18 protein-coding genes are annotated in these 24727 nt (G+C 68.7%); 8 read left to right on the top strand and 10 right to left on the bottom strand.

Annotated elements, in window-relative coordinates; translation table 11 throughout:
* Positions 1 to 31: 31 nt before the first annotated feature.
* A complete protein-coding gene (locus tag OEB96_RS07230) occupies positions 32 to 1453 on the bottom strand; it encodes a hypothetical protein (RefSeq protein WP_266214723.1) in 1422 nt (473 codons plus the stop codon).
* A 378-nt stretch (positions 1454 to 1831) separates the two neighbouring features.
* Between OEB96_RS07230 and OEB96_RS07225 the strand changes: the two genes are divergently transcribed.
* Positions 1832 to 2779 (top strand): hypothetical protein, encoded by a 948-nt coding sequence (locus OEB96_RS07225; RefSeq protein ID WP_266214722.1) that lies wholly within the window; start codon positions 1832 to 1834, stop codon positions 2777 to 2779.
* A gap of 10 nt (positions 2780 to 2789) precedes the next feature.
* Here OEB96_RS07225 and OEB96_RS07220 read toward each other — a convergent pair whose 3' ends face one another.
* Positions 2790 to 4355: an NAD(P)/FAD-dependent oxidoreductase gene (locus tag OEB96_RS07220; protein ID WP_266214721.1), complete on the bottom strand. Its 1566-nt coding sequence runs from the start codon at positions 4353 to 4355 to the stop codon at positions 2790 to 2792.
* An 85-nt stretch (positions 4356 to 4440) separates the two neighbouring features.
* Here OEB96_RS07220 and OEB96_RS07215 point away from each other — a divergent pair, with 85 nt between their 5' ends.
* Complete coding sequence (locus tag OEB96_RS07215; RefSeq protein ID WP_266214720.1) at positions 4441 to 5691, top strand: hypothetical protein; 1251 nt, start codon at positions 4441 to 4443, stop codon at positions 5689 to 5691.
* 25 nt (positions 5692 to 5716) lie between these two features.
* Here the strand turns inward: OEB96_RS07215 and OEB96_RS07210 are convergent, their stop codons facing one another.
* From OEB96_RS07210 to OEB96_RS07190, 5 genes are all read right to left on the bottom strand, one after another.
* Positions 5717 to 6361 (bottom strand): hypothetical protein, encoded by a 645-nt coding sequence (locus OEB96_RS07210; RefSeq protein ID WP_266214719.1) that lies wholly within the window; start codon positions 6359 to 6361, stop codon positions 5717 to 5719.
* A gap of 18 nt (positions 6362 to 6379) precedes the next feature.
* Positions 6380 to 7366 (bottom strand): hypothetical protein, encoded by a 987-nt coding sequence (locus OEB96_RS07205; RefSeq protein WP_266214718.1) that lies wholly within the window; start codon positions 7364 to 7366, stop codon positions 6380 to 6382.
* A complete protein-coding gene (locus OEB96_RS07200; RefSeq protein ID WP_266214717.1) occupies positions 7363 to 8211 on the bottom strand; it encodes a hypothetical protein in 849 nt (282 codons plus the stop codon). Before OEB96_RS07200 ends, OEB96_RS07205 begins: the two co-directional genes overlap by 4 nt.
* Positions 8212 to 8918: 707 nt before the next feature.
* The gene (locus OEB96_RS07195; protein WP_266214716.1) at positions 8919 to 10712 is read right to left on the bottom strand and encodes a multicopper oxidase family protein; all 1794 of its coding nucleotides are present in this window, start codon (positions 10710 to 10712) and stop codon (positions 8919 to 8921) included.
* Positions 10713 to 10716: 4 nt separating this feature from the next.
* Positions 10717 to 12276 carry a hypothetical protein gene (locus OEB96_RS07190; protein ID WP_266214715.1) on the bottom strand — a complete coding sequence of 520 codons (1560 nt, stop codon included), beginning with the start codon at positions 12274 to 12276 and terminating at the stop codon, positions 10717 to 10719.
* A 338-nt stretch (positions 12277 to 12614) separates the two neighbouring features.
* On the opposite strand from OEB96_RS07190, the gene OEB96_RS07185 reads away from it, so the two are divergent.
* Positions 12615 to 16016 carry an alkaline phosphatase family protein gene (locus OEB96_RS07185; RefSeq protein ID WP_266214714.1) on the top strand — a complete coding sequence of 1134 codons (3402 nt, stop codon included), beginning with the start codon at positions 12615 to 12617 and terminating at the stop codon, positions 16014 to 16016.
* A 31-nt stretch (positions 16017 to 16047) separates the two neighbouring features.
* Positions 16048 to 17964 (top strand): alkaline phosphatase family protein, encoded by a 1917-nt coding sequence (locus OEB96_RS07180; RefSeq protein ID WP_266214713.1) that lies wholly within the window; start codon positions 16048 to 16050, stop codon positions 17962 to 17964.
* 46 nt (positions 17965 to 18010) lie between these two features.
* Here OEB96_RS07180 and OEB96_RS07175 read toward each other — a convergent pair whose 3' ends face one another.
* Positions 18011 to 18832, bottom strand: coding sequence for a hypothetical protein (locus tag OEB96_RS07175; RefSeq protein ID WP_266214712.1), 822 nt, complete (start codon positions 18830 to 18832; stop codon positions 18011 to 18013).
* Between the two features lie 188 nt (positions 18833 to 19020).
* On the opposite strand from OEB96_RS07175, the gene OEB96_RS07170 reads away from it, so the two are divergent.
* From OEB96_RS07170 to OEB96_RS07160, 3 genes are read left to right on the top strand one after another with little or no spacing between them, the layout of a single operon-like run.
* Complete coding sequence (locus tag OEB96_RS07170; protein WP_266214711.1) at positions 19021 to 20412, top strand: ferritin-like domain-containing protein; 1392 nt, start codon at positions 19021 to 19023, stop codon at positions 20410 to 20412.
* Positions 20409 to 20960, top strand: coding sequence for a hypothetical protein (locus OEB96_RS07165; protein ID WP_266214710.1), 552 nt, complete (start codon positions 20409 to 20411; stop codon positions 20958 to 20960). Before OEB96_RS07170 ends, OEB96_RS07165 begins: the two co-directional genes overlap by 4 nt.
* 1 nt (position 20961) lies before the next feature.
* Positions 20962 to 22773 (top strand): GMC oxidoreductase, encoded by a 1812-nt coding sequence (locus OEB96_RS07160; protein WP_266214709.1) that lies wholly within the window; start codon positions 20962 to 20964, stop codon positions 22771 to 22773.
* On the opposite strand, the gene OEB96_RS07155 is transcribed toward OEB96_RS07160, so the two are convergent.
* Positions 22770 to 23387: a hypothetical protein gene (locus OEB96_RS07155; protein ID WP_266214708.1), complete on the bottom strand. Its 618-nt coding sequence runs from the start codon at positions 23385 to 23387 to the stop codon at positions 22770 to 22772. The genes OEB96_RS07160 and OEB96_RS07155 overlap by 4 nt on opposite strands.
* Before the next feature lie 112 nt (positions 23388 to 23499).
* Here OEB96_RS07155 and OEB96_RS07150 point away from each other — a divergent pair, with 112 nt between their 5' ends.
* Positions 23500 to 24105, top strand: coding sequence for a thymidine kinase (locus tag OEB96_RS07150; protein WP_266214707.1), 606 nt, complete (start codon positions 23500 to 23502; stop codon positions 24103 to 24105).
* Between the two features lie 13 nt (positions 24106 to 24118).
* Here the strand turns inward: OEB96_RS07150 and OEB96_RS07145 are convergent, their stop codons facing one another.
* Positions 24119 to 24442 (bottom strand): RpnC/YadD family protein, encoded by a 324-nt coding sequence (locus OEB96_RS07145; protein ID WP_266214706.1) that lies wholly within the window; start codon positions 24440 to 24442, stop codon positions 24119 to 24121.
* Positions 24443 to 24727 lie beyond the last annotated feature (285 nt).

Raw genomic sequence — 24727 nt, 5'->3', positions numbered from 1 at the left:
ATAGCCGGCGCTGCCACGCGGGACCAGATCGTCATGGAGTCCGCTCACGCCCGAGCTGCGCCAGGATCCGCGTGCGAGCCTCCTCCGCCGCCTCGCGCATCTGCGGGAGCACGCCCGCCGCAATGCTCGCAGGCAGCCGCGAGTGCTCCGCGTCGACCCGAAGATAGCGCTCGAGCATCGCCGAGAGCTCGAGCGGGGGCAGGCGCTCCGCGAGCGTCAGGCCCCCGGGCCCCAGCAGGCCTCGGGCGCGGCACAGCGCGAGCGCAAGGCGACTCTCCTCGACGTGCCCGACGCACTCGAAGGGCAGGTGGCTGCCCAGGCCGAGCAGATCGCGAACGATGGGTTGGTTCTCGTGCACCTCGAGCAGATCCTCGGGGAACATCGCTTCCACGGGAGCTCGCTCGAGGTGGGCCCGGTACCCGAGCCACACGTAGGCGCACTTGGGACAGCGGCGGCACCAGGGCTTGTCCTCGTTGCACGAGTGCGTGGCACGGAGGGCCGACGCGTCCCGACGCAGGAGCGAGAAGATCACCACGTCGTGGATCGGCATGAGCAGGCTGAAGACCCCGATGTCCGCCACGAGCTCGCTGCGGACGTACTCGTCGAGCAAGCGCTCCGCCTCCACCGACTTGCCCCACTGGTGGTTGACTTCCTCCCCGGTGCGGTCCCACACGAGGTTGCCCCGGTTGGCGCTGGCCTCGTGGCCGAGGGCCGCGAGCGGATAGCCGCGGGCGAGCAGGATCGGGAGCGAGCCGAACACCGAGCTGGGGGTCTCGGCCGTCGTGATCGTGCGTACCCCGATCGACTCGCCATACAGCGAGAGCACGGGGGCGTCGACGAAGTCGTCGAAGACGATCTGCCGCTCACGACGACGGGGTACCCCGTGGTCGAGGAGCGCGTCGATGAGGCCGAGCTGCGGGCGCACCAGGCCGTAGGCGTTGGTCGCGTAGCCGAACGAGGCGAACGGGATGCCCGCGCGCTCGAGGAGCTTCATCGTGACCAGGCTGTCCTTGCCGCCGCCGCAAAAGAGCAGCACCTCGTCTGCATGGCGGTCGCGGCGGACGGCACCGAGGCCGCTCGCGACCGGGCGCGTGGCCCACTGCGGTGGGCTCGCGTCGGGCAGGTCGTTCTCGTAGCGCCACTGCGCCCAGATGCGCTGGAACACCTCACACCACAGGCGCTCCAGCGCAGCGGTGTGATGCCGCGCGTAGGGTCCGAGATCGAGGATCTCCGGGCGGAGGCTCGCGAGCTTGTTGCTCTCGAACAGGGCCGAGTGCAGGTGCACGCGCTCCATGAAGTCCCGGCCGAAGCGGCGGTCGAGATCCAGGAGATCGACATCCGGATACCAGTAGACGGTGGAGAACGAGAGCTCGCCCAGACCAAAGCGCATCACCAGCTGGTGGGCGCTCCAGCGCAGGGACTCGAGGGTGAGGCGTCGCGCGATCGCTGGCATGGGCTGGCCTGTCCATGGCGGGTGTCGATCTCGTGGCAACGTTCACGAGTCGAACGGGCTGGAACAGATCGCCATCGAATGCAACGGCACTCACCGAGCCGTTTCGGCATCCCCAATGGGCGTTTGGATAGGCGAGAGCAATGTTCGTGTCAAGGTTTTTCTTACCCGACTCTCTCGGGAGGTGAGCCGTCGATGTCTCGTGGCCCGATGGTCGAGGCCTCGTGACGAGGTGATGGAAGAAGGCCGAATCCGAGCGCGGCATCGAAGCGCGCAACACCCCGTCGGACGGCGTGGTCTTCGTTGCCGTGTCGAGCAGCAAATGTCGCTATCATCACCGACTCGGGGAACCCCGCCGTGCTCGAGCGCATCCGCAGCCCCATGCGAATCATCGTTCTCGCCGCGCTCGCGCTCGTGGGGTGCAGCCCCGATTCCACCGGCAAGGGGATCACCACGGCGAACCTGGGTGATGGAGCGAGCTCGGCCGACGACGGACCTTCGACCGATACGCTCGATCCCGACGAGACGGTCGGCCCCGTCACCGGCGATGGCGATGGCTCCGATTCCGACTCCGCCGACTCGCACACCGCCGGTGCCGAGTGCATGGTCGATGGCGACTGTGCACCCGGCTGGGTGTGCCAGCCGCCCATGTGCGTCGACAAGGGCGAGGACGATCCCTGCACCGGTCCCGAAGATTGCAAGCCCACCGCGCCGTTCTGTCCTCACGACGGCCAGTGCCACGATGGCAGCGAGGGTGACCCGTGTGACGACGACGGCCAGTGCGATGCGCCGCTCCTCTGCGGTCCGGGCAGCGTGTGCCAGAACGGCGACGAGGGGGAGCCCTGCGCCGATACCGGGGACTGCGGCGCCGCGGCGCCGTTCTGCACGGCCGACGGGTCGTGCCACGACGGCAGCGCCGACGATCCGTGCGCCGACGATGGACAGTGCATGGCGCCCTTGCTGTGTGGGCCTGCGGGGGGGTGCCAGGACGGAAGCGAGGGCGATCCGTGCGCGAGCGCGGCCGACTGTGGAGCCGGGGCGCCGTTCTGCCCCCCCGACATGATCTGCCACGACGGCAGCGAGGGCGACCCGTGCACCGGAGACGGCGAGTGTGCCGGCGCGCTGCTGTGTGGGCCTGCGGGTGTTTGCCAGGACGGCAGCGAGGGCGATCCTTGCGCCGGCGACGAGGACTGCGGTCCTTCGGCCCCCCATTGCCCCTACGACGACGAGTGCCACGACGGCAGCTTTGGTGATCCGTGCGATGACGACGACCAGTGCGGGCCCTTCCTGGTCTGCGTCGGGGCCGGCGACCTCAAGGGGTGCATCTGAGCTCGCGCGCTCAGCCCAGCGAGCGCGCCACCGCCTCGGCCACCCGAATTCCATCGAGCGCGGCGCTCATGATCCCCCCGGCGAACCCGGCTCCCTCGCCGCAAGGAAACAGCCCGCGCAGCCCCGGCGACTCGCAGGTCTCCCGATCGCGCTCGGTTCGCACGGGCGCGCTGGTCCGCGACTCCACGCCCACCGCCACCGCCTCGCTCGAGACGAACCCCGGCATGCGCTCGCCGATCCTTCGTAGTGCCTCGCGCAGCGGAATCGCCAGGCCTCCCAGCAGCTCGTGCAGCGGAGCCGCCGTCAGCCCGCGGGGATAGCTGCACCGCGGCAGCGCGCCGGTGGACGTGCGCCCGGCCACGAGGTCGTCCACGCGCTGGGCCGGTGCCACGTAGGCACCGCCGCCCGCCTCGAATGCGGCCCGCTCGAGGCGGCGCTGCAGCTCCACCCCGGCAAGGACGTCGCTCGGATCGAGCCCGGCGGCGGCGAGCTGGGCCGGCCCGACCTCGGTCACGAACCCGCTGTTGGCAAAGCGTCCGCCTCGCGACGAAGGGCTCCAGCCGTTGACCACCTGTCCCCCCGGCTCGGTCGCGGCCGGCACGATGAAGCCGCCGGGGCACATGCAAAACGAGAACGCGCCCGCACCCGCCGCCTGCTCCACCACGCGGTAGGCCGCGGCCCCGAGCGCGCGGTGGCCCGCGAGCGCGCCGTACTGCAGCTGATCGATGAGCGCCTGTGGGTGCTCGAGGCGCACCCCCACGGCAAACGGCTTGGCGGACAGCAGCACGCCGGCCTCGGAGGACCATCGCGTCACGTCGCGCGCCGAGTGGCCCACCGCCAGCACGACCGCGCGCGCTCGCACGACCTCTCCCTTCACGCGTACGCCCGTGACCCGCCCTGCTTCGGTGCGAAGGCCCTCCACCCGGTGCTCGAAGCACAGCTCCACCCCCGCGCTGGCGAGGTGCTCGCGCATCGAGGTGACGACCCGGGGCAGCCGGTTGGTGCCGATGTGGGGCCGCGCATCGACCAGGATCTCCTGGGGAGCCCCGTAGCCCACGAACGCCTCGAGCACCCGATGCACGTCGCCGCGCTTGTGGGCCCGGGTGTAGAGCTTGCCGTCGCTGAACGTACCCGCGCCGCCCTCACCAAAGCAGTAGTTGCTCTCGGGGTCGAGCCGGCCGTGCTTGGCCAGGGCCGCCAGGTCGTGACGACGCGGGCGAACCGACTTGCCGCGCTCGAGCACCACCGCTCGCACGCCGCGCTGCGCCAGCGCCCATGCGCAGAACATCCCGGCCGGACCCGCGCCCACGATCACCACCGGGGGCTCCCCGCAAAGGCTCGGGAGCACCACCGGCTCGGGCCGTCGCTCGGCGGGAATCGACTCGCCTCGACGCCACAGCTCGACCACGAGCTGCAGGTGCACTCGCCCCCGGCGCGCATCGATGGAGCGTCGTCGCACCACGACGCGCTCCACCTCGGCCTCCGGGATCCGAGCCTGGGCCGCGGCGACACGACGCAACGCTGCGTCGTCGTCCCCGACATCGGGATGGGCTCGCAGCTCGATGCGGTGGGGCATCGCGAAGGTAGGTGCTAGCGCATCCCGAGGCTCCGCGCGAGCCTTGGCCAATCGAGCCGTGGGGGTTAGCCTCCACCGCCTACGCATGCGCCTGGTTTCGAAGCCCATGCTCGCGGTCACGGCCGGGACCCTCCTGGCCTTGCGGCTGGAGGTCACCGCGATGGCCGCGGAGCCACCCGCAGATTCCGGTGATGTGGCGGCGAGCGAGCCGGCGCCCGTGGAGGCGCTCGAGTTCGGCGAGCCTTCGCCCGCCGCCGAGCCGATCCCCGTGCCCGATCCGAACGAGGCCACCGACGGGCGCGTGCGAGCCTCGCTCGACGGCTTTGGGCTCGAGTCGGCCAGCGGCCGCTTCGGGCTGTCGCTGGGCCTGTTGGGCCAGGTGCGCTACTCGGTCGACCATCAGGACGGCGACCTCGACAACGCCTTCAGCCTGCGCCTGGCCCGGACCATGCTCCAGGGCCACATGTTTGGGCAGCGGCTGCTGTTCCAGCTGCAGCCCGAGTTCGCCGGCAACGTGCGCTTGCTCGATGCCAACGTCACCGTCAACCTGCATCCGGCGTTCTCGGTGCTGGTGGGGCAGTACCGGCCGTGGTTCACCCGTGCGTTTCCCACCAACCTACCGCTACAGGCGCAGCTCGATCGTGGTGCCGTGCTCGATGCCTTCCGCATCGACCGCGACATCGGCGTGACGGTGCTCGGCCAGCCGTTCGATGGGCGGCTCGAGTACTACGTGGGCGTGCTCAACGGCGAGGGCCTCGAGCTCTCGGCGCCGCGCAGCCCTCAGCCGCTCGTCACGGCCCGCGTGGTCGCCAACCCGCTGGGTCCGGTCGCCTACGATCAGACGGTCGCCTCCACCACCGATCGCAACCTCCCCCTCCGCCTTGCGATCGGCGCCAGCGCGGCCACCAACGAGGTCGCGCGCACGGGCACCATGGTCGATCCCATGACCGGGGAGGAGACCATCATCATGCTCCCGCGCCTGCGTACGGTGACCGCGGGCGGCGAGCTGGCGCTCCAGTGGTGGCGCCTGGTGGGCCTGGGCGAGGTGTTCTGGCGCGGCGACTACTTCCAGGACGGCGGCCGGGGCGATGCCTGGGGTGGCTACGGCACGCTCTCGCTCAACGCGGTTCGCAAGCGCTTCGACGTGGTGGCGCGGGTGGGAGCGATGCGGCTCGAGGGCGAGACCTCGGCGCACATGCCCCTCGAGCCCGGGATGAACCTCTACTTCGCGGGCAACCACGCCAAGCTGCAGCTGCGCTATCGCTGCGACCTCGGCCTGGCCGACGCCGCCTGCATCACGCAGGGCGTGCACCTGCAGGGGCAGTTCTGGTTCTGATGGTTCGAGCTCGGGCTCGTGGAGGCTACTCCAGCGTCCAGGTGGCCAGCTCGACCGACATGCCGCTGCCGCTTCCGTTGCCGTCCGAGGAGCCCGAGCGCAGCACCAGCGCGCCCTCGGCGGAGCGATCGGAGTCATAGGAGAGCTGGACGTGGAGCGTGGCGTTCGGGTCGACCGGATCCAAGCCCAGGGCGTCGAGATCTTCCAGAACACCGGTCATCTGGGCCTCGCCGAATTCGTCGAAGGACGCTCCGGCCACGATGGTCGTGTCGAGCGCTCCGTCGTCGGTCCGCAGGTCGATCTCGAGGTCGGCATCGACCCGGTCGGAGCAGACGATTCGCTCGTTCTTCCAGGGAAATCTCGAAGCTTCCTCCTGCTCCTGATCGATCTCCTGAACCATGCTCGGCTCGTGCACCGTCACGGTGATCCGCGTCTGCCCGGGCGGAGGCAATCCACGGACGTACGACTCGCTCGACTCCCACTGCAATGGGCCAGAGCGCTCGCCCTCGACCACGGTCACCATCTCACCGAAGGTGACCCCGATGACCAGAAGTGCCTCCTTGTCGGTCACGGGGGGGTGGTCGACCTGGAAGCATCCACCCTTGCTGTCGCAGCCCATGAGCATGGCCGTTGCCGTGAGTAGCGCGAGGAGGGGTGGAGTGGGTTTCATGGGGTGCCTTTCGCGAGTCTAGTCATCGACGGGTCTACACCATTCCGGGACCACGCCGCAGTGCCCGTGTAGACCATGATCGACCCATGTGTACGCGTACCAGGTCGTCGTCTGGTCGCTTGGGATCTGCTCGATCTGCGGCAAGCGGGCGGTCCGGTGGATCTGGAGGGCCTGCTCCTCGCTCGTCCCCCGCGTGTAGACGACCGGAGAATTCTTCCCCTGGCCCGGACGATTGTCCATGGCCATGATCCATGCATCGCGGTTGGGCATGTGATCGCTCTTGCGATAGAAGCGGCCCGAGGCATTGCCCCAGAGCAAGGGGCTGTTGTTGAACGCGAAGATCTGCGTCGCGCTGCTCCTCGCCAGGCTAGTCTCGTAGCACTCGAGGCTGCCGTTGCAGCTCGTCAGCAGGGCTACGGCCTTGGCCCACCCACCGGCCATCGACCCCAGCCTGACGTCATCGGAGAACTCCGCACCACACCGATGCCGGGGTGTATCCACGGCAGGATCGTCGTCCTGAGTGCCCCACTGGATCCTGTCGATCTCACCATGCCCCGCGTACACCGCCAGCGAAACGGCATCGCTCTCGAGGTGATCCCGTCCAAAGGGCTCCTTGTTGGCATCGATGAAGTCCGATGGCTGTGTGTTGCCATCGGTGACCCGGGTCCCCACCCAGCCGTCGTCGTCGAGCTCGTCCCGCAAGCTGGCGCTCACCTCGTTGACGTCTGCGTTCTCGCAGCCGTTGTCGGTGAAGTCCATGGACTCCGCGATGAAGTACGATTTGGCGGGTGGCGGTGGAGCCTCGGCGCCCTGCGTGTCGTCGAGCCCGCTGCCGCCGTCGCCCTCGGAGTCGAGCATACCGGTGCTGGCCGGCGGCGCTTCACCGCCGCCGCTGGTAGGTCCCTGACCTACTCCGCTGTCTTGCGGTACCGAGCACGCCACGAGGTCGATGCCAACGAGCGCAGCGGGTACCAGGATCCAGACTCTGCGCAACGGTGGCATCAAGGCTGCTCCAGCTCCACGGACGGTGGAGCGCTGATCAAGGACAAGAACGCCATCCTGGCGCGGGATACCATGCGATCGTCTTCGGCCGTGCCCACGGTGATGGTGTAGTCGATCATATACCGTGGCGCGACGATTGCCGAGGGGCTTGCCGGGTCGAGCATGTACGCTGGACGCCGGGCCGAGACGAGCACGGACTCGACGTTGGCGCGCGTCGTCCCGGCCACGTGAGCAGCAAACGAGTCACGAACGTCCACCTCGGAGGCTTCGACGAAGCTCGGCTCGAGTCGCTCGATCTCGATGCGATTGACCCGCAACGACGACACCCGCTGCTTCGGCGTGACACCGACCCGCACCCCCGCGTCGAGAATCGCGGTGCCATCGAGGGTTCCATTGGCCTCGAAGCGGATCTCATCGACCCACTCGTCGTGCGTACCATCGGGTCCCTTCACTCCACTGCGCACGTAGGAGATCGACACATCGTCGTACGAAAGACTCACGTCGACGACGCCCTGGGTTGCCAGTGCATCCATCGCGTTGCTCGCCACGCCCCACGGCACTACATCGAGTTGCCCCCCATCCTCGGCCAGGCGGGTGGTGTCGACCACGGACAGATCGTCGAACCATGCGTCGTAGGTGACGACCAGCCCCGGCCGCAGCTCGGCGATGCTCGCCCGACCCTCCGGGCTCGACTCGGTGGTGTGCGCTTGCCGAGCCCATGCCGCCGCCTCGCCGGCTTCGATCTCCAGGCCCATCGCCGCGAGCATGCCCTCGAGACGCTCCTGCAAGTCGTCGACCGTGGGTTGGAGCCGCGTAAGGCGAAGCTCGAGCACGGTGGAGCCCTGCATCGGCGGAGGCTCTGCTGCGAGCGCTTCAGCGTAGCCTTGCTGCGCAGCGGTCTCGGATGCCACGGAATGCGGAACGGCGATCAAGGAGGCTTCGGGTCCGGACGAAGGCACCGCCGGGCTGGACGCTGCATCGTGCGGGTGTCCCTCGCGCGCGATTTCGAGCGTGGGGTCGCAGGATACGAGCACGATCACCGTGCACCGCATCGCCACCCGTCCCACGTCCATCAAAGTACTCCCATGGATTCCCTCACACAAGGAGTAGATTGAGGGGCGATCACGGTCATGCACTTCCCTTGGGGATTTTCGTGTATGACCGCTCTCGGCTCCATCGCGAGGCGCACTTTCCACCATTGTGTGAAGAATCCAGCGGTTGTGGCGCTCGAGCTTTGGCTCGTTTGGGCCGTCACGCTGCTTCCCCTCGTGGCCTCGTCGATGTCTGCGACCGAGCACTACCACGAGCCCAGGTTCTTCCGAATCGTACACGTAGTAGACGTGATACTGGCTCGAGTTCGAGGTTCCATGTGGCACCGGCTCGCTTCCCGTGGTGCTGCTCGTCGAACTGCACGGCGTCGGCACCCCGACCGCCCCCGACCACCCGAAATCGAGATCACCACGCCCACCACCGATCACCCGCTCCCACGAGCCCGGTGGCGGATCGGGACGGCTTCGCGGGCCCGGGGGAGCGCCGCGAAGCCCTTCCACCGCGACTATGGCAGGATCAGGAAGTTCCTCATCATCCCCGTGTCCTCGTGGGGAAGGATGTGGCAGTGGTAGACGGACTTGCCCGACCACTGCTTGTAGCGGCTGCGGATCACCACCTCGGTGGCGCCGTCCATGGTGGGCGGCTTGGGCACCCAGATCGTGTCCATGATGGTGCCCGGCGGCTGGTCCACCCCCGCGATCGAGATCACCTCGAACGAGTTGACGTGGACGTGGAACGGATGGCCTTCCATCGTGTCGTGCGTGCGTAGCGTCCACTGCTCGGCGGTGCCGAGCCGGACCTGCTTGGTGGTCTCGTGCTCCGCGTAGATCTGCTCGCCGATCATGAAGTCGAGGCCGACCGTGGGATTGAGCACCCCCGGGAACGCCATCTCGAACTCGACCACGTAGCTGTCGTCGACGAGCTCGCCGGGGGTGATGAGCGGATAGTGGCGCGTGGGCTCGGGCAGCGCGGTGGGCAGCGCCATGTCCATGGGCTCGCCCTCCACCGTGATCGTGGCCACCACCTTCTCGTCGGCCGCCATGAATTGCTGATCGACGTGCGCGAGCTGGACGAGGCGATAGGTGCCCGGCGCCCCGCCCTTGACGAGGAACTCGGCGCGGTTGGCCGGCGCGAGCACGAGCGAGGTCGCGGCGCTCGAGTAGTCGACCCGACCGTCCCAGATCTCGGCATACTGGGTGGTGATCGTGCGCGGTGCGGTGAAGTTGACGCCGTCCAGCGCGATGAGGTGGAGCTCGTGACCCTCGAGGTGCATCGGCATCACGAGATCCGAGCAGCCGTTGAGCATTCGCAGGCGCACCACCTCGCCGGGGGCGATGCTGAGCCGCAGGCCATCGCCGAGCTGGGTGCCCACGGGGCAGCTCTGCGAGGGCATGCCCCCGCCGGGACACTCGCCGGTCGTGCCGTCGTTGTGTTCCTCGCGATAGAACGGCTCGCCGTCCACGAGGTAGAAGCGCAGCGCATAGTCGCCGGTGGTGAACCCACCGTTGAGCGGGGTTGGCTCGGCCATCCCGGTCGACGCGTCGTAGATCGTGACCCTTGCTGCCGGATCGGAGGCCAGGGACTGCCAGATGGCGTTCTGCACGGGCTCGTAGACCCACGCATCGGGATCGTCGGGATCGTCGGAGCGGAATAGCCCGATGTCCTGCACCGCCACCAGCACGTCGCGTGCGGCAGCGATCTCGGGCACCTCGTCGATCGGCCCCTCCACGATGATCGGCCCCGCCATCCCGCTGACCGCTTGCACCACGGTGGAGCCGTGATGGTGGGGGTGATACCAGAACAGGCCCGAAGGGTGATCGGAGGGGATCTGGAACGGATAGACCTGGACCCCGCCCTCCGGCGGCACCGCGATCATCGAGGCGGCCGGATCCTCGGTCCCCAGCGGCTCGAACAGGTGCGGCAGCACCTCGAGCCCATGCACGTGCAGGTTGGTGGTCCCCAGGTGGTGCGGGACGTTGTGGTCGCCGTTCCAGGTGTCGGCGCGGGTCCACGACTTGGCCGCGTAGTCGTCGAGCTCGTTGACGAGGGCGATCTCGAGCAGCTGCCCCGGACGTGTGGTGATGGTGGGCCCCGGGACCTGCCCGTCGTAGGCCCGCAGGCGCACGCGCTCGCCATCGAAGGTCTTCTCGATCCATCCGGTGACGAGCTCGAGCGTCTGCACGTCGGGCGGCGCCTCGTCCTCGGCGCAGCCCGACAGCCCGGGGGAGAGACCAGCCACGGCCGAGGCCGCGCCGGCCCTGGCCATGAATTCACGACGACCGGCGCGTTCTTCCGACATGGCGTCAGCTCGGATCCGTGCAGGACACGGGCGCTCCCGCGGTCTTCCACTGCCCATACTGCCCGTAGGCCACCTGGAGCTGCAGCGAGGTGTCGAGCGGCAGCGCCGCGTCGAACTTGCCGCCAGGGTACGGCTGCGGGAACGGGTAGTTGGCGAAGTACGCGGCGCTCGCGGCCGGATCGGTCGCATTGCACAGATCGGCCGAGCCCCACGGCGTGGGCACGTTGACGCCGTCTTGCAGGGTGGCGCCGATCTCCCCCGGGGCGAACGCCGCCCCGTGGCAGGCCATGCAGGCGGAGACCGGGTTGTCGACCGGCCCGTTGAGCCGATGGCCCGCGAGCTCATCGGGATCGTCGGGCAGCGCGGTACAGCCGTAGTGCTCGTAGATGTCCATGCCGGGGTTGAGCACCGTCTCGTGGATCGGCTTGCTCGCCTCCTTGGGCACCGCGGGGAAGCTGGTGGGATCGCTGCCCCACATCACGCCCACCGGCACCAGCCGCTCCCACACCGTGTCGCCCTTTTGGTTGCCATCGTACGAGAACGTGCCGTAGACCCAGCGGGTGGGCGAGCGCGCGTCGACCACCGCCACGTCGACCTGGAGCAGCCGCACCGTCTGCACCTTGCGCTCGCACAGATACTGGCCAGCGTCGGTGCGTACGTGCCGATCGACCTGCCACTCGGGCGAACCCTGCAAGAACGGCACGCAGTCGGGCGGAGCGTCGGTGAACAGATACTTCACCACCGCGGTCCCCTCGGCCATGGGCGTACCCGCGGCGACCTTGCGTCCCTCGTATTCGGCCGCCTGCGGGATGCCAGAGGCCGGAATCGCCTGGCCCACCGCGTAGCCGCCGTACTCGTTGTACACGCCCACCGCCCAGGTCTCGAACCCGGTCTTCCACTCATCCTGGCACTTGCCCTCGAGCAGCTCGTCGTGCACGGCCGACCCCGCCGCGCCGCCCATGAGGTCTTCGAACGAGGCGGTACGCTCGTTGGTGGTGCCGTGCACGAAGTCGCGGCCGACCTTCGGGTCGTAGGCCATCCACGGCACGTGGTACCAGCGGGTCTGGCCGTCGACCTCCACGCGAATGCCCACCTCGTTGGCGAGCTGTGGATCCTGGCCCTGCGCTGCATAGGCCTTGATGGCCTCGATGTAGTCGGCCCACTTGCCCTCCGTCCACTTGGCGGGGGCATCGGGCGAGCCGAAGTCGACGTCGATCCCGAGCCAGGTGCAGACCTCCTTGGCGCAGGGCGCCGGCGGCTCGGCGGGGTAGTCCTTGCTGAGCGCGAAGGTGGGACCCTTCCAGTCGGGCGGCGGATCGGTGGCGGCGTTGCGGAACGCGAGCGCGGCCGGGTCACCGGCGCCATCGGGGGTGTTGGTGTCCGGCGTCTTGGCGTCCGGAGTCTTGGCATCCGGCGACTTGGCATCGGGGGTCTTGGCATCGGGGGACTTGGCGTCCTTGCCCTTCTCGGCGCCCTTGGGGGGCTCGGCGGGCTTGTTTCCACACCCCGGGAGCAGCAACGAGCCAGCGAGGGCGAGTCCCAGCCAATGAGCGCGATCCTTCATTTCGATTCCTCCTGCGCAACGAATGCGGCCGGATGCTAGCAAGGCGCCTCGGCTGAAAGCGATCGAAATCTCGACGACACCGGGGATACGGGTCCAAACGTAGTTGCGTCGACCGTCCACCTGCTCGATCGAGCATGGAGAGCGCTGCTCGACCTTGGTTCACCAGATCGTTCTTCAGATCGTCCATCGAGGCCACGCTGACTGCGATAGCATGTGAACCCGACGCTTCGAGCCGTCTCGTGGTTGGTCCAGCGAGAGGGTGGCGTCGATCGATATTCGAACGGGATGCGGTCCCCATGAGAGTACGACAGACGACGCAAGGACGTACCGTCGTTGCGGTGAGTGGAACCCACGTGGTCACGCTGATCATGGGCTGGCCTCGCGCGCAGGCCCAGGGACTGCTCGGCTTTGCGATCGAGCGCAGCATCGGCGGCGCCAAGACCTGGCTGCCCACGACGCTACGCTTCGCGGGGCAGCCCACCAAGGCGGGCGCGCTCCATCCCTCGAACGAGGCGCCGATCCAGTCGATGGTGTGGAACGATCCCGGGCTCTCCGACGATCGGACCAGCCACGGCCTGCCGCCGGATACGGCGCTCGAGTACACGGTCGTCCCCGTCCGCGGCACGCCCGAGGCGCTCGTGCTCGACCAGGCAAGCGCGGTCACGGTGACGCTTCGCACCGAGCCCGATGTCGCACCCACCGGCGCGGCCGTGTGGTGCAACCGTGGGCTGTCGAGCTCGCAGGAGTACGAGCGGCTGTTTGGCGAGGGCCACGAGCCGGAGGGCGACGAGGCTGCGATGAGCTGGCTGGCCCGAGGTCTCGACGACGCGATCGTCGGATTCATCGAGGAGGCGGTGCAGGACCCGGGCGCCAAGCTCGACGTGGCCGCCTACCACCTCGACCACCCGCGGGTGATCGCCGCGCTGGCCAAGCTCGGCAAGCGCTGCCGGATCTCGCTCGACTGGGGCGAGGAGGAGGGCGCCATCTCGGGGCCCTACGAGGGCCCCAACGGCCCCGCCTACAAGACGCTGGTCGCTGCTGGCGTGGAGGTGCACCAGCGCCAGCACGTGGCGATCAGCCACAACAAGTACATGATCCTCGGCAATGCCAAGGGTGGCGCCCAGGCGGTGCTCACCGGCTCCACCAACTTCACCCGCGGGGGGATCTCCACGCAGTCCAACCACAGCGTCATCCTCCGCGACCCCGCGCTCGCCCAAGCGTACCTCGCCGACTTCGAGCGAGTCCTGCGCGATGACAACGTCGGCCTGCGCGAAGCCGATGCCAACGGGACCACGCTCGGTCCCAACCTCGAGGCCTACTTCTCACCGCACCACGGCGGCGATACTCCAGACCTCGATCGCTTCGCCGCGCTGGCCAAGGAGGCCCGCTCGAGCATCGCCTTCGCGACGTTCCGCATGACGGCCAAGGAGGTGGTGGAGTCGATCCTCGCCCACGGGAGCACACGCGACGACGGCGTGGTGGTGCTCGGCGTGACCGATCGCGTGTACCAGGGCAACGCGGGCAGCGGCGATCGCCTGCTCCACGACGAAGCCTTCGCCGACGATCCACGCGTGGTCTCGGCGGCCAAGCCGCTCGACGACATCGAGAAGGAGCCCGAGGAGCAGGTGCTCCTGACCGAGCTCAAGCGTGAGGGCTACGAGCCGCTCATCCACCACAAGCTGCTGCTGGTCGACTGGGACACGCCCCAGTGCGTGGTGGTGACGGGCTCGGCCAACTACTCGAACAACTCGAGCCAGAACAACGACGAGAACTCGCTGGTGATCCAGGGCGACCAGCGCCTGGCGCAGCAGTGCTTCGTGGAGTTCGCGCGGCTCTACACCCACTGGCGCGGACGCTGGCTGCAGGAGCGCTACCCCAAGCACGATCACCCCGAGCCCACCCTGGCCGGAGACGACGGCTGGACCCACGGCTGGTATGCGGGCGGGCGCAGCACCGATCTCCTGCGGCTGGGGCTGGGGCGCGACGCGTGGGCCGAGCTCTCCGCTCCCGCGCCCGTCGTGTCGGCCACCCGTCAGGCGCTCGTCGAACGCGTGGCGCCCCGCATGAAGCACGTCGTCGTGCTGATGCTCGAGAACCGCTCCTTCGACCACATGCTGGGAATGCTGCCCGGCGTCGACGGCGTGCTCGGCAACGACGGCCGGATCGACCCACGCCACTACAACTACGCCGATCCGCTCGTGCACGACGGTGAGCGCTACACGGTGGCCCCGGCCCAGTTCTTCGACATCCCCAGCGAGGATCACGAGGCCGACAACGGCGGGCCCTCGCACTCGTTCCCGGCCGCGACCGAGCAGCTCTTCGGCCAGAAGTACCGCCCCGCGTCCGATGCGGGCAGCGACCCGCCGACCAACAACGGCTTCGTCAAGAGCTACATCGCCGAGCTGCGCTACGCACAGAAGATCGCCGACCCCAAGCCCGAGCACGTGCAGGTGGCGATGGAGGCCTTCACCCCCGAGCAGCTCCCCACGCTCAACACGCTCGCGACCGAGTTCTGCGTGTGCGATCGATGGTTCTCCGAGGTGCCCGGGCCCACCGAGCCCAACCGGCTGTTCACGCATGCGGCCACCTCGGTCGGCTTTGCCCACAACGTATGGGACCAGCCCATCGAGGCCCGCACCATCCAGGAGAACCTGGCTGCGCAGGGGCACACGTGGGCGTTCTACTACCAGGACTTGAGCGACTCCAATCAGTTCCCCGCGCTCAAGAGCCAGCCCGATCGCGTGCTGACGTTGCCGCGCTTCTACGCCGACGTTCAACGCGAGGACGGGCTGCCCACGTACTCGTTCTTGTGCCCACGCTACAGCGACACCGACCAGGAGCACGCCAACTCGCAGCACGCGCCCCAGGACGTGCGCTACGGCGAGCACCTCGTCGCCGACGTCTACGAGGCGCTGCGCCGCAGCCCCAACTGGACCAACACCCTGCTCATCGTCACCTACGACGAGCACGGTGGCTTCTACGACCACGTGCTGCCGCCGTCGGAGGGCGTGCCCAACCCCGATGGCCTGCGCTCGCCCACGGCCTACGACGAGGCCCAGGCCAAGGCCGACCCCGAGCGCAACGGCTACCTGCTCGAAGACGACTACCGGTTCTCGTTCCAGCGCCTGGGGTGTCGGGTGCCCACGGTGTTGATCTCGCCGTGGATCGCCAAGGGCACCGTGGACTCCACCACCTACCAGCACACCTCGATCGCCGCGACGCTCAAGGAGGTGCTGGGGCTGCCCTCGTTCCTGACCCGCCGCGACGCCTCGGCCAACCCGTTCACCGCCGCGCTCGCGGGGCTCGACGCGCCCCGCACCGATGCGCCGCTCACCCTGCCGCGCCCGCCGCTGCCGGGGCAGGCCGCGGGTGAACAGGCCCCGGCTCCCGGTCAGGCACCGCCGGGGGCGCTGCTGCGGGGGGTCTACTCGACGCTGCAGCACCTCGACGGACACCCGGACTCGGGCAAGCCGCCGCCGGTGCCCAAGACCCAGGCCGAGGCCTCGCGCTACATCGAAGAGCGCTACGCGGCGCACGACCGCTACCACCGCGCGCGCAAGCAGGGCGCGCGGTTCGAGGTCTATCGCGACAAGGCCGGTGAGTATCGCTGGCGCCTGCGCGACGCCGCGGGCACGATCATCGCCAGCTCGGGCGAGGGCATGAAGACGCACGCCGAGGTCGAGGCCGAGATCGCGGCGGTGCGCGACCTGGTCCCGGGGGCGGCCCTCGTGGACGCTTGAATCCAACTTTGGCCAAGCGCGGAGATTCTCGATGGAACGCCCGTTCGAACGCATCCTCATCATCATGTTCGAGAACCAGTATCGCCAGTACGTGATGGCCAATCCGTACATGCGTGGCCTCGCACGCCAGGGGCTCGACATGGCCAATTTCCACGGGGTCATGCACCCCTCGCAGACCAACTACATCGCCTCGATCGCGGGCGAGCTGTGCAACGTCACCGACGACGATCAGCCCCCGGAGCTCTTGCCGCAGCGGACGATCGTCGACCTCATCGAAGAAGCTCCCGGTGAGCTCCAGTGGAAGGCCTACATGGACGGCTACCGCCCGGCCAAGACGCCGTGGACGCCCACGCTGGTGCCCCAGGACGACTATCCCTACGTGATCAAGCACGACCCGTTCTCGTCGTTCGAGCGGATCGTGCGCAGCGAGTCGCGGTGGCAGAGGATCGTGAACGAGACGCAGTTCTTCGTGGACGTGCTCTCGGGCACGCTGCCGCACTACGCCTGGTTCACGCCCGACATGTGGAACGACGGCCACTACGTCGACGGCACCCAAACGGCCCCGGACGAGCGCGCGCCGGTGCTGGTGGACCAACTCGCGGCGTGGCTCGAGGGCTTCTTCGGCGCGCTCTCGTTCCCCGGCCCCGACTCGCGGCTGCCCAGGGGCACGCTGGTGGTGGTGACCTTCGACGAGGCCGACTTCGAGGGGAGCTTCGACCAGGGCAAGAAGTACACCTACGATGGTCCCAACCAGGTCTACACCGTGCTGCTGGGCGACATGATCGAGCCCGGCGTGGTGGACGAGAGCTACAACCACTATAACCTGATCAAGACGATCGAGCTGAACTTCGGGCTCGGGGACCTCGGCAAGAACGACGCCGCCGCGGCCCCGCTGCGGGTGCTGTGGAAGCAGCGCTTCTCGTGGGGCACGCCTGGGGCCACGCCGCTTCGCACCCATGGCCACGTCGGATGTGCGGCGCTCGGGCAGGTGCTGCACGTGGTGGTGCGCGACGAGGACGGCATGCTCCGCCACACGACCTGGTCGGGCGGGACCTGGGGCACGCCCCGGCCGATCGGCGTGCGTGCGAGCGGGCCGCTCGCGATGGCCTCGAGCGCCGACGCGCTGGTGCTCGCGTTCGTGCAGGGCACCGAGCTGCTCGTGGCCCGCTACGACCTGCAGACCGGCTGGAGCGCGCCGCAGGTGCAGGGCTCGGCGGGCGGCGCCGTGGCCATCGCTGCACTACCCGACGATGGACTGATGCTGGCGTGGGTCGACCCCGAGGGTGTGATCCAGTCGCGACGCTGCGGCCCCGAGGGCTGGGCCGCGACCGTCAGCACCGGTCAGCACACCCGGGGGGCGCTGGCCCTGGGCGCGATCGGGCCCTCGTTGCAGCTCGTGTTCCAGGATCCCGAGTCCTCGGGCCTGCGCGCGCTCAGCTACAACACCGCGCCCTTCAACGTCACGACGCTGTCGCCGAGCAAGTACTCCGGGCCCTGGGACGACACCACCCGAGATCAGTGGTCACCGAGCGCGTTCGTGGTGGGTCGCTTCACGGCGGCCCCGTTTCCCGGCACTCCGGGCGAGCTCGAGCCCGTGCTCGACCCAGTGCGGGCGGGCGCACCGCTCGCGCTCGCGCCGCTCGACGGGGTCCTGCACCTGGTGCACCCCGGCGAGTCCAACGAGCAGCTGCTCACCGAGCGCTTCTCGACGCCCGGCATCCTCACCCCCAAGCTGCCGGTCTCGTACGACGCATCCAAGGAGCAGACCACCAGCAACGGCTACGGCACGCTGGCCGAGGCCGACTGGACGCCGACCGAGCCGATCGACCACATGTGGATCGCCGCGGGCGGAGCCCTCGGCATGGCGACCGTCGACGACCAGCTGATCCTGCTGGCACAGCCCGAGGTCGGCGGCCCGCTCGTCATGACCCTCGGCTCGATCTCCTGACCGCCACCGCTCGGGGCCTCCGCCAAGGCGCCCGCTACGGCCCCCGCTACGGAAAGTAAGCGCGCGCCTGGATCGCAGAAGGCGCGCTGAGGTAGGTCCGGATCGCCGATGCCGGCGTGTCCCCGATGAGGGTCTTCATGTCGCGAACCATCGGGTGCGTGCTGTCGCCGTACCCGAGCGTCACTCGACCGGCCGACGCACGGGTGAGGTAGTAGTTGGTCACGGGACCCAGCAGGTTCCAGCGGCAGCCGATCAGCTTGCCGTCGTGCTTGCCGTACTCGGTGATCGGGCTCATCACCACCGGGTGGGGGTCGAGATCCTTGGTGTCGACCCCCACCTCGAAGATGAAGACCTTGGCATCCTCGGGATCCTCGGGATCGTTGCACCGTACGGACCACGTGCGCACGCTGGGCGAATTGAGCACGGGCAGCCCCACGGTGAACGAGGTCTTGAACTTGGGCTCGCCGAACAGCTGCATGCCCGCGGCAATCGCCGCGTCGTTGTCGCACGGCACCCAGACGCGGTGGTTGCCGAGCTGCTTGCTCTGGTCCTGTCCGCTGATGTAGCCGCGAAAGTCGACCTGTGCGACCAGGTCGGCGCGGTTCTCGGGATACGCGACGATGTTGAGCTCGATCTCCGAGGTCACCCCGGCCCCGAAGTCATAGTGCCCCGTGTAGAGCTGATAGTTGAAGGTGACGCAGGCCTTGCCCTCGAACACCGCGGCGACCAGGCCCGTGCCCTGGAGGTAGGGGGCGACCACGGCCGGGTCGACCTCGTAGTACACGCCCAGGTTGACGAGCGAGGCGTAGTAGAACGGAAGCGTGAACCCATCGGGGATGGACGGTAGCGGCTGACCGGGGCGGCTCATGGCGCGAGGCTATCACCCAGGTGTCGGGCACGTGCCCGAATGTCACGATCGCGGTCGAATCATCGTTCGAGGGGTTGCGGGCCCAGAGTTGCCAGCGTGCGATTCGAGCGTGGAGATCGTCGCTGGACTCCCGTATGATGGCGACGATGTGGTCTTCGTGATCGATCGTGCGAACCAGAGTGATGCCCATGTCCGACGCGACCATCCACGACCGTAGCCAGCTCGTCGAAGCCCTGGCGGTTGCTTGCGAGCTCGAGCAAGGCCTGTGCCTGTCGTACCTGTTCACCGCGTTCAGCCTCAAGGACGACGTGAGCGAGGGGCTGACGCTCGAAGAGCTCAACTACGTCCGCAAGTGGAAGGCCAACATCTTCCTGGTCGCGGCCCAGGAGATGCTGCACCTGACACAGGCGGCCAACCTGCTGGCTTCGGTCGGCGGCACGGTGCAGCTGCGGCGCCCCAACTTCCCGCAGAGCCGCCGCTACTACCCCACGGGGCTGCCGTGGGGGCTGTTTCCGTTCTCGTGGGACGGCATTCGCCTGTGGGCGCTCTACGAGCGGCCGGCCGTGATCCCCGACGACGTGCTGCGGCTGCTCGGCGGCGACCAGCTCACCCCGGAGCAGGAGGCCGCGTTGTTCGCCGAGACGCCGGCATCCTGGAGGAGCAAGCGGCGCTGGCAGGAGCTGCCGACGCGCTACGGTCGCCTGCGCCCGCGCGCGGTGCCGATGGAGACGATCGGAGAGCTCTACGAGGCGATCGAGCGCGCATTCGCGACCCTCGAGCCCCCCGCGGGCAGCGTGATCATCGGCTCGCGCAACGCCCAGATCGACGGGCGGCTGGTCGACTTTCCGCAGGTCTACCAGGTCTTCACTCAGGTGCAGGCGGCCGCGGGAATCGAGCTCATCGTCCAGCAGGGCGAAGGCACCCGCGCCGATCCCGTCGACAGCCACTTCGGCGTGTTCGTGGGCATCCTGCGCGAGTACCAGATGCTGGCCGACAAGGCCAAGGCCGAGGGGCGCACGTTCGATCCGGCTCGCGACGTGCACCCCAACCCGCTGTCGCGCCTGCACGTCGACAACACCTATCCGGGCTGGCGCCTCATCGACGACTCGTTCACGCGCGCGGTCAACGACCTGACCTCCGAGATCTACGAGGTGATGGTGCTCGCGCTCTATCGCTTCTTCGCCACGCTCGACGACGACGCAACCCAGCAGCGCGTGCTGGCCTGGACGTTCCTGCGGATCATGACCACCGTGGTCAAGCCGCTGGGTGAGGCGCTGACCCGGCTGCCGATGGGCGACCAGCCGTCCAAGCGAGGCAAGCCGCGGCCGACCCGGGCGGGCCCCAGCTTCGAGATCAATCGCTCGATCCAGCTCATGCCGCACCAGGCTTCGGCGTGGATCTTCATCCACGAGCGGCTGCTCGAGCTGACCGCCAAGACCGAGGCCCTGGCCTCGTCGCCGCAGGCCCACGCTCCCGAGCACGCGGTGGCCATTCCCTACCTGCACGATGCCGCCACCACGCTGCGGGGGATCGCGGAGTACTTCGGGGCACGGATGCCCGCGCAAGGAGGTGACCGATGAGCGCTCGACATACGCATGAGTGGGTGTTGCCGGCCGAGCTCGAGACCGAGCTGCCGCGGTTCATGGCGCTGTCGAGGATCCTGGTCGACCGAGACGAGCTCGAGGACTGGATCGGCCAAGCGTACCTCTTCACGCTGGTGCGTGGATCCGCCGACCGCGAGGGCAAGGCCCGTCCCGCGTACTCGATCGCCGACATCCTCATCACGCTCGAGACCTCCGCGGAGATCCTCGACCGGAATCCGCCCGACCCGACCGCGGCGATCAAGGAGCAGATGCTCGAGCCCGGCGGCCAGGTCGCGGTGGTGACACGCTCGATTGCGACGCTGTGGTACTGCGCCGCGCTCCTCGATCTGACCAGCCCCCAGGGCTTCATCACCGTCACCGCGCCCAAGCAGACCTACCCCACCGCGCTCGTGTGGCAGGCCTTCGGTGGCAACCCCATGGGCATCCCGGGACCCTACTACGGCAACTGGTCGTACCCGGGAACGGTGCCGATCAGGCCCATTGCCACAGAGCCCAACAAGGTGGCCAGCAAGGAGGAAGCCTGAGATGTCCGCCCCACAGTACGACGTCGTCATCGCGGGGGCCGGCGTGTCCGGTGCGATCCTTGCCAACAAGCTGGGTCAGGCGGGCTTTCGGGTGCTCATCCTCGACGCGGGCGAAGAGGCGCTGTTCGACCCGGCCACGGGTGCCGACCAGCGCCAGTCGCTGCTCGATCGCTACTTCGAGGCCGACGCGCGGGTGCCCAACTCGCCGTATCGCAACCTGCCGTGGGCGCCGATGCCGTTCGTCACCAGCCTCTCGGCCTACTACTACGGACCGCAGTACCAGACCCAGCCCCCGCTACCTCCGCCGGCCGAGCCGGAGGATCCGGGCCACGGCAGCTATACCCCGTTCAAGTCGACCTACACCCGCATCGTCGGCGGCACCACCTATCACTGGCTGGGTACGATGCTGCGCTACGTGCCCAGCACGTTCCGCGAGCGCACGACCTACGGGCGCGCGGTGGACTGGCCGATCACCTACGACGTGCTCGAGCCGTGGTACCTCGCCGCCGAGCACGAGATCGGAGTCTCGGGCGACGGCTCGCTGGATCTCGGCGGTGCGCCGCGCCACGGCAAGCCGTATCCGATGCCGCAGATCCTGCCCTCGTACACCGACCGCGTGATGAAGGATCGGCTCGACGGCCTCGAGTTCGACGGTATGCCGGTGCTGGTGCAGTCCACCCCCCAAGGCCGCAACAGCATCCCGTTCCAGGGCCGCCCACCCTGCGCTGGCAGCACCAACTGCGTGCCGATCTGTCCGATCCAGGCCAAGTACGACGCCACCGTCCATCTCAAGCGAGCGCTCAATCCCTCGCTCGATCCCAAGAACCGCCCCGGCAGCCGCCCGGTCCAGCACCAGTGGAAGGCGGTGGTCACCAAGGTGGACGTGGGCGGCGACGGACGCATCAGCGGGCTACGATGGAAGGACGGCGAGAACGGCCGCGAGTACACGGTCACCGCCCACGCCTACGTGCTGGCGATGCACGCGATCGAGACGCCCAAGGTGCTCTTGTGGAGCGGAAGCGATCAGAACGGGCTCGCCGACGGCGTCGCCAACCGCAGCGGCATGGTCGGCCGCCACTTGATGGACCACCACGTCAAGATCTCGTACGGCCGCGCCGACGTGCCGCTCTACCCCTTCCGGGGCCCGCTGAGCACCTCGGGCATCGAGTCGCTGCGCGACGGCCAGTTCCGTCGCAACCGCGCGGCGTTCCGCGTGGAGATCGAGGCGATCGGCACCAACTGGGCGCTCAACACCCCGTTCGGCGAGGTGGCCTCGGCGCTGATGCGCAACGAGATCGGCGCGTCGCTGCGCCGCGACGTGGCCTGGAACGTGAGCACGGGGGTGCAGCTCGACGCGCTGTTCGAGCCCGACCCCAACCCCAACAGCCGCGTCACCATCGCCCGTGACGACCAGGGCAACGTGGTGACCGACGCATTCGGAGTGCCGCGCCCACGGCTGGACTTCGTGCTCGACGACTACACGCTCGCGGGCGCCAAGGCGTTCGAAGAGCTCAGCGATGCCATCATCACGCGCATGAGCGGCGGCAAGCAGACCAAGGCCGATCTGGTGGACGGCTTCTTCGGGGCCGGCCACGTCATGGGTACGCTGCGCATGGGTGACTCGCCGAGCCAATCGGTGACCAACGACTTCGGCCGGAGCTGGGACCATCCCAACCTGTGGCTGACCGGCTCGGGCCTGTTCCCCACCGTCGGCTCGGCCAACCCCACGCTGACGATCGTGGCGGTCACCCTGCGGCAGGCCGAGGCGCTGCGCGACGAGCTGCGCCAGCGCGTGGGCGGGGGTAGCGTCTAGCCCGAGGCGGACGGCCAGAAGCACAGGCCGCTGGCGCACTCCATGCCGTCGGGGCAGGTTTGACCCGCGCTGCAGTCGAGGCCGCAGGCGGTCTCGCCCCCGGCGAGGATCGTCTCGCAGATCACGGGGGCGGTGCCCGTCGTCGGGGGATCGAAGCAGTCGCAGGTGTCGCGGCAGCCTCGAATGGAACAGAAGTTGCCGCCATCGAGGGTGGCAGGGGGGGCGGTGATGCAGGTGAGGAAGCCGGTGCCGTCGGGGTTGCCGAGCCAGTTGCACAGCGTGTTGTCGATGTCGCCCATGTCGTCGATGCAGGCGTTCCACTCGCCGACCACCGGGGGCTCGCACGCCGGTCCGCCACCGCTGCTGCTCTCGGAGGCGCCGCCGGAGCTGGTCTCGTCGGCCCCCGTGCTCGTCGTGCTCGAGCTGTCGTCGGGCATGGTGAAGGGTCCCCCGGTCGTGGGATCGAACGTCGTGACGTTGGGGCCCGTGGTGGTGGTGGTGCCGTCGGTGGTCGTGGTGATCACCCCGGTATCCATCGTCGCGTCGTCGCCCGGGCACCCCGCAAGCCCCAGGGTCGCCAGCGCCATGCCGATCAATCCAATCGCGTGCCTCATGACCAGAGCTTCGCCCGGAATGCAGCCGAAGTCACCTTTCCGGCGTCGGTCGCACCGCGGGGCAGGGGCGATTTGACGCCGGGGCCTTCCCCTGCGAGGGTCCCCGGGCCCAATGGCCAAGCTCTACTTTCGCTACGGTGCCATGGACAGCGCCAAGACGCTCAACCTCCTGGCCGTGGCTCACAACTACCGCAAGCAGGGCAAGCGCGTCGTGCTGGCCAAGCCCGCGCTCGACGATCGCTTCGGCGATCGCCACGTCGCCTCGCGCGCGGGCCTGCGCGAGCAGGCCGATCTGCTGCTCGAGCCCCACACCACGCTCTCGCTCGCTGCGTTTCGCGACGTCGACTGCATCCTCGTCGACGAGGCCCAGTTCCTCTCGCCGGCCGTGGTCGACCAGCTCCGCATGATCACCCTGCGCCTGGACGTGCCCGTGATCTGCTACGGCCTGCGCACCGACTTCCAGACCCATGGCTTCCCCGGCTCCATTCGCCTGATGGAGGTCGCCGACAGCATCGAGGAGGTCAAGGTCACCTGCCAGCAGTGCGGTCGCAAGGCGGTGTTCAACCTGCGCACCGTCGGCGGCCGGCCCGTGACCGAGGGCGCGCAGGTCAGCCTGGGCGACGAGGACTACCAGCCCGTGTGCTGGCACCACTACGTCGCCAGCGTGGGCTCCGAGGGCCTGCGGCGGCTCGGGATCACGGTACCCGCGGAAGGTTGAGCGCCTCGGGGCCTCACCCTGCGGTGCTCATGCCCGAGTTGGGTCGTTCGTCGGGCGCGAAGATCTCCTCGACCGACGCCGCGGCGAGCGCCCGCCGGAACCAGCGCTCGAGGACCTGCTCGTCCTTGGTGGAGAGGATGCGCCGGCGCGCAGCGGGAGGCAGCGGAAGGGCTCGCAGCTCGAGCACGTCGAGCAGCGAGCGGGCGCGTCCCTTGGCGAGGCCCTCGGTGAGGCCCTCGGCACGTCCCTTCTGCATGCCCTCGGCACGACCCTTGCGTAGGCCCTTGCGCATGCCCTTGTCGATCCATGGCTTCATCAGGATGTCTTCGTCGGTCATCGGTAGGCTCCGGGGTTCGATGGCGCGGTGAAGGGCGGCACGGATCGGTGAGCCCTTCTTGAATGCTCCGTTGGTATAGGCCCAAATCGTGATGACGTCATCTGAGCTCTTTGGGTCCAGCATGAGGGTCTCGATCAGGGGGACGAGGCTCGCGGCTCGTTCTCTCGTTTGCATCGGTGGGTTGCGGTGTGCGTGCAGCAGGGCGCGGGCGAGCTCGACGAAGGCAACGGTGGAGCGATCGGGGTGCGGATCGTCGAGCACGGAGCGGCCGAGATCGTCGGCGAT

It is taken from the genome of Paraliomyxa miuraensis, assembly GCF_026337845.1.
GTDB lineage: Bacteria > Myxococcota_A > Polyangia > Nannocystales > Nannocystaceae > Paraliomyxa > Paraliomyxa miuraensis.
The sequence above is the reverse complement of the archived record's forward strand: the minus strand, read 5'-3'. Positions and strand labels throughout refer to the sequence as shown.